This is a genomic window from Crocosphaera sp. (genome assembly GCF_030064895.1).
Classification (GTDB): Bacteria; Cyanobacteriota; Cyanobacteriia; order Cyanobacteriales; family Microcystaceae; genus Crocosphaera.
Genome location: NZ_JASJEB010000170.1, coordinates 1 through 6,060 on the forward strand (window position 1 = coordinate 1; position 6,060 = coordinate 6,060).

Annotated in this window: 5 protein-coding genes; 3 read left to right on the forward strand and 2 right to left on the reverse strand. The window is 38.9% G+C overall.

Going from position 1 to position 6,060, the window contains the following annotated elements; all coding sequences use genetic code 11:
• Positions 1-443: ketosteroid isomerase family protein (locus QNJ66_RS25570; RefSeq protein WP_300511484.1), on the forward strand; the 443-nt coding region annotated here is incomplete at its 5' end.
• A gap of 307 nt (positions 444-750) precedes the next feature.
• Here QNJ66_RS25570 and QNJ66_RS25575 read toward each other — a convergent pair.
• Both QNJ66_RS25575 and QNJ66_RS25580 read right to left on the reverse strand, forming a co-directional pair.
• Positions 751-1,431, reverse strand: a complete 681-nt coding sequence (locus tag QNJ66_RS25575; protein ID WP_300511486.1) for a DUF2834 domain-containing protein — start codon at positions 1,429-1,431, stop codon at positions 751-753.
• 333 nt (positions 1,432-1,764) lie between these two features.
• Positions 1,765-2,133, reverse strand: coding sequence for a metal-sensitive transcriptional regulator (locus QNJ66_RS25580; RefSeq protein WP_300511488.1), 369 nt, complete (start codon positions 2,131-2,133; stop codon positions 1,765-1,767).
• Positions 2,134-2,212: 79 nt separating this feature from the next.
• Between QNJ66_RS25580 and QNJ66_RS25585 the strand changes: the two genes are divergently transcribed.
• Complete coding sequence (locus QNJ66_RS25585) at positions 2,213-3,427, forward strand: HhoA/HhoB/HtrA family serine endopeptidase (protein WP_300511489.1); 1,215 nt, start codon at positions 2,213-2,215, stop codon at positions 3,425-3,427.
• Positions 3,428-4,359: 932 nt separating this feature from the next.
• Complete coding sequence (locus QNJ66_RS25590) at positions 4,360-5,379, forward strand: VOC family protein (RefSeq protein WP_300511490.1); 1,020 nt, start codon at positions 4,360-4,362, stop codon at positions 5,377-5,379.
• Positions 5,380-6,060 lie beyond the last annotated feature (681 nt).

The window sequence follows — 6,060 nt, forward strand, 5'->3', positions numbered from 1 at the left end:
TGGCGGAGCCCTTGGTTGCTCCCAAAGCCATGGCCGCTCGCACTCCAATTACCGCCATTCCCGGTGTGGAGAGCCAGGTCGTTTGGCAGTACATGGATAACCTGAATGCCAATGACTTTGATGCGCTGCTCCAACTCTTTGCCCCAGATGGTGCCCTGCAACCGCCGTTCCAACGCCCGGTTGTGGGACATAATGCCCTATTGCGCTTTTTCCGGGAGGATTGCCAAAACCTAAGATTGTTGCCTGAACGGGGCATAACAGAGCCACAGGAAGAAGGCTACACTCGAATTAAGGTCACAGGCAAAGTACAAACCCCATGGTTTGGCCGGGATGTGGGCATGAATGTAGCATGGCGATTCCTGCTTAATCCAGAGAACAAGATTTTCTTTGTGGCCATTGATTTACTTGCTTCTGCTCAGGAGTTGCGGAACCTGGCATCTTAGCTTGACCTCTCATCGGTTCGGGTGCAGCTTCTGTCTGTGATTTCTCAGATAATGCGCTCGACTCTATCAAGGGCTAACTACGGTCTCTTGATCGGCGTTCCCATGGCGAGGAGAGCGCTCTTATCAGAGCCGCTCCGCTGTTAGCGCTGCTTTGCGATAGCAAACGCCGGGTTCCGACCGCGCCTGTGCACAGCGCTATAACTAGCGATTAGCTTTTAGCATTTCCGTTCCGGTATGCTTTGCAAACGCGCACATTTACTGCTAACTGCCGATCGCCAGATCGCTTATTTAAATGCAAAACAGCTTATCAATTTGCTGTCGCTTCTTGTTGATTTGATGTTGTAGAGGTATCTGCTGCTAATAGAGGTGAACGTACAGACAAATAAATTAATGGACCTAAAAGTGGAACCAATGCTATCCAATACCACGGAGATTTTTTCATTCCTCGCCTACTCATATCATCTCCTAACAAAGTGGGAAATAATAGACACAACAGACAAAAATCTAAACTCATTACATGAATAAATCTACTACTTTGCCACTGTTGAATAAAGTTTTCCCAGTCGCCATTTTTCAAACCATATATGAGTAAGAAAATAGTACCTAATGTTAAAGCAATTCCTAAGATTCGAGAATCTAATATATTAAGCCATAAATTCTTTTTCCCGGAAAAAATAGGATTAGGTTGGCGCAATCCTAAATAGGGTAAAATAGCAAATGCTCCGACTCCAAATGATAATGTTGAAAATAACCACGCTGGTATTTTTTGTTCTCTACCATCAAAGAATAATAAACAACTATAAATTAACGGCCAAATTCCCATAATATTGAATAGAGATACAATCAAAGGATTAATATTTTCCCATTCACCTGTTGACAATTTTTGGATTAATTCTAAAGTATCTGGTTGACTAGGGGGTGCAAGCAGGAAAGCATAAATACTAAACCCTATCCAAAGTAACCAAAAAGCTATTTTTTTCCAGATCATAGTTTTTTTTAAATGAAATGTTTTGCTAGTATAACTGAAACTTCAAGTATCAATAGACATCTCCAATAATCAAAAATAAAATCAATTATTTCCCCCTATTCCCTACTCCCTCATTGAATGAAATGTTTTCCTAGTATAACTGAAATTTCAAGTATCAATAGACATCTCCAATAATCAAAAATAAAATCAATTATTTCTCCCTCTTCCCTACTAACTAATCCCTCATTTAAGAGACCTCTTGCAAAAGTTTTAATTAAATAAATTCAAGATATGAAATTTTTGATTCCCTACTCCCTATTCCCTATTCCCTATTCCCTGACTTCTGCAAGAAGTCTAAGGTAAAAATCGGTCTAAAGCTGACTTTAAAGCAGCAATTTCAACATCAATATCTCCATCTTGAGTAGCGCGAGAAATACATTCAGATAAATGATTATCCAAAACCATACGAGCTACTCGGTCTAAAGCACCACGGACTGCAGCTATTTGTATCAAAACATCAGGGCAAGGACGATTATCTTTAATCATAGTTTTAATTCCTCTAACGTGCCCTTCAATTCTTGATAATCTATTGATCAGACTTTGTAGAGATTCTTCACTATGAACATGAGGATGAGCAGAAGAGTGATGGTGATGTTCAGAATTGAAATCTGTCTGAACTGTATCATTAGCTGGTTGTTTTTTTTGTTTGTCAGATATCACCATAAATTTATAGTATAATATAGGATAGTTGGCAATATTGTAACACCAAACCTACTAAGTTAGTCAATCAAATGTTAATGCTATGAGATTGTTAAATTTTTGTCGAATAACTACTAAAAGAATTTCTCAATTATTGGCCATTTTTATCGTTTTTACTTTTGTAGTTGCTTGTCTATCAACAGTACCAGCAATGGCAGCTTCAAGACTATTTGCAGGGTTATCGAATCCTCAATTAGTAGCATTGCAAGGTATACCAGATAATATCAATACTAGAAATAGTAATAGTTTTGTGACAGAAGCTGTCAATAAAGTTGGTTTAGCGGTAGTTAGAATTGACACAGAAAGACTAATTACTAGACCTACTAATCCTTTTTTTGAAGACCCTTTTTTTGAACGTTTCTTTGATGATAATGTAAGGCTTCAACCACCTTCGCAAGAATTGTTAAAAGGTCAAGGTTCTGGTTTTATAGTTGACTCGAAAGGCATAATTTTAACCAATGCTCATGTAGTAGATAAAGCTGATAAAGTTACTGTGAGTTTAAATGATGGAAGAAAGTTTATTGGGGAAGTAAAAGGAACAGATGAAGTCACAGATTTAGCAGTAGTTAAAGTTGAGACAAAAAGTGAAACTTTACCAGTAGCAGACCTTGGTAATTCTGATTTAGTACAGGTAGGAGATTGGGCAATAGCAGTAGGAAATCCCCTAGGATTTAATAACACTGTTACTTTAGGAATTATTAGTACCTTAAAACGTCCGAGTTCAGCAGTAGGAATTCCTGATAAAAGATTAGATTTTATTCAAACTGATGCTGCTATTAATCCAGGAAATTCTGGGGGTCCGTTGTTAAATGATAAGGGTGAAGTAATTGGAATTAATACTGCAATAAGAGCTGATGCTATGGGTATTGGTTTTGCTATTCCTATCAATAAAGCGAAAGAAATTAAAGATGTATTAGCTCGTGGAGAACAAGTACCTCATCCTTTTGTTGGTATTCAGATGATTACTCTAACTCCAGAAGTTGCTAAAGAAAATAATAGTGACCCTAATTCTGTTTTAATTTTGCCAGAGGTAAAAGGAGTTTTAGTAACGAAAGTTTTGTCTGATACTCCAGCAGAAAAATCGGGGATGCGGATAGGAGATGTGATTGTAGAAATTGACGATCAATCAATAATTAGTGCGGAACAATTACAGAGGAAAGTTGAAGATGGTGGTGTAGGTGAAAAATTGCAGTTTAAAATTCTGCGAAATGGTAGAGAAAAAGAACTATTTGTTGTGAGCGGACAAATGAATTATTAGAATGTGGCAATAGTAGGGGCGGGTTCCACGTTAAATTAATGGTGTGACAAAGGAGTTGGTAAACCCGCCCCCTCCCCAATAATCATACACAGTACCTCACCAAGTTCTTGTAGGGTGCGTTAATGAAATGTAACGCACCGCCTATCACAATGGTAAAACAAAAAAATGGCAGACGTGTCTGTCTGCTGCCGCACTGTTCTCTTTTAAGCTTGACGCGGCAGTAGGGTGTCTTAATGAAATGTAACGCACCGCGTATCACAATGGTAAAACAAAAAAAATGGCATATGTGTCGGTCTACTACCGCACTGTTATACCAATTTCCAAAAGTAACGCTATACTTGGATAAAACTTCAATTATTAAGTAATTAAACTAAGATAATTACTTTTTTGTTAGTTTCAGCAAATTTAGCATTAATTATTCTTGTTTTTACTTCTCCCCCACTCCCCTACTTCTATCAAATGTAGAAAAGTTTTTGAGAAATGGTATTAAACGGTGCGTTACGGCGCATTTGGTATTAGATAGCTCGACCGTAGTTGGTTGCGCCTCGCCTAACGCACCCTACCAGAGTAGTATTATAGCGGTACTGCGTAAGTCATGAACTAATTACCCGAACATTCAGAGAACATTCAGAGTGGACTCTTTGACATCCTCCCGACGCTGCTCTTACGAGACAGGGTGGGATTCCCTAACATCGCTGATAGGGGCTTTCTGCTGCCTCTTGCAGAGGAGCTGCGCTAACATAGCACCTGCCTCCGAGGCCTTTCCCTCTTTCCGGTCTTACGGTCGCTCCACAGACTGACACTGCTAGCCCAGCAGCCTTATTTTTTTTACCATAGCATACTATTGTAAATACCGCAATATTGATTGGTTTTCATCCCGATGCTCCCCTGCGGGAGAGGGCGGATCAAGGGCCAACGTTGAGATAAAAAATATGAATAACAATAACCCCACTATCGAAGGTATCTATGAAGTCTGCATCGGTACCACCGAACCCTTGCCAATGATTCAATATTGGCAACAATTTGGCTATCGCATTGGCAAAACAGGAGAGTTAACTGCTGATACTGTTAAAAACTTATATGGAGTAAATTCTAATTTACGCTCAATTCGACTCTACCACCAAAATGCCGATCATGGTTTAATTCGCCTCATGGTTTGGGAAAAACCCATTAATCAAGGTTTAGAAATGACATCCATGAAAGTTTTGGGCAACCGTTGGGCGACAACCTTAACTACCGATGTTTTGAATATTCTTAACCATGTTGAAGAGGGCAAATTAGCAGGTTTGCCAATTAAATACACTTTTCCCCAGTGGGAAATAATTTACAAAACAGATAAAGGTCGCCCGTTTATCGATCCAGCGGTGGGAGTGCGGGAAATGATGTTGCTGCAACCATTGACGCGCCAGGTGTTATTTCAACGCTTCAATTACACAGTGCCAGAATACGGCAAAATCGATCGTGCCTCTACTTTGAAAACAAGTCAATTTACCCATGCAGGTATGATTGTACAAGATGATAGCAAGAAAACATTAGACTTTTATGAAGATGTTTTGGGTTTATTGCGATCGCGCGATAACTCAGAAACTTCTTATGAAAGTTCACAAGCAGCAAGACAAATTTTTGATTTACAACCAGGAGAAAAGTTTACAGTTACTACTTTTGACGACCCGCGCTCTTCAACAAATTGGCAAGAAGCACGATCTGGCAGAATGTATATTATTCGGTTTCCTGAAAAAATTAATTTGAAATCTTGTTTTGATAAATCGCAACCTGGTTGTTTAGGAATGTCTTTGTATACTTATCGAGTTAATAATATAAAATATTATTTTGACCGAATTAAAAATTCAGCAGTGACACAAATTACAGATATTGTTGATAATGAATTTGGCGAACAGAGTTTTTCTTTTGTTGCTCCTGATGGTTATTTGTGGAATTTAATGAGTAAGTAAATTATGTCTGGATAATCAACGATAAAACTACGTTTCGCTTTGCGTTTCATGTCGCGAAAGCGTTAACGCGCGTTGTGCGCCAGCTAAACAAAAAGTTTTTGTTTGTAGTAGGGCTTTATCCCCATCTATAACTTAGGGCTTTAGCCCTACTACGAACTTAAAATTATAACTATTTAACCAGACATGATATAAATTTTAAGAAGCATTCAGCTTTCAGCTATTAGAGTTTTGCATAAATATGGGATGTTTTTAATAGTTTTGTAGCATGGGTATATTGCCCGTTACTTCCCAAAAAGCCGAACAAAAATAGCTATTTAAATTAAAGGTTTTAGTAATCTTTCAAGTATTGCAGATTTGGAATAAGCTTTAGGGCTAACTACTGAAGTCAAATAATTCGAGGATGGTATAGCCTTAGATTTAGTCAATGCATTCTGTTCCGAAAAATAAAATTGTTCTAGTAGCGCGTCTAGACTAAAATTGTGGGTAAAATCTAACCCCCCAACCCCCTTCCTATCCCCCCTTACCCCCCTTGGAAAGCTATCCCTTATAAGGAACTCCTAAAACCCTTTTCTGATAGGGAGATGGGGTGGTGGGGAGATGGGGAGATGGGGAGATGGGGAGATGGGGAGATGGGGAGATGGGGAGATGGGGAGATGGGGAGATGGGGGAAGAAAAGACTCT

Bases quoted from the DNA above. Each gene is read 5' to 3' on its own strand.
- QNJ66_RS25575 (WP_300511486.1), bottom strand. From the start codon at position 1,431: ATGATCTGGAAAAAAATAGCTTTTTGGTTACTTTGGATAGGGTTTAGT.
- QNJ66_RS25580 (WP_300511488.1), bottom strand. From the start codon at position 2,133: ATGGTGATATCTGACAAACAAAAAAAACAACCAGCTAATGATACAGTT.
- QNJ66_RS25585 (WP_300511489.1), top strand. From the start codon at position 2,213: ATGAGATTGTTAAATTTTTGTCGAATAACTACTAAAAGAATTTCTCAA.
- QNJ66_RS25590 (WP_300511490.1), top strand. From the start codon at position 4,360: ATGAATAACAATAACCCCACTATCGAAGGTATCTATGAAGTCTGCATC.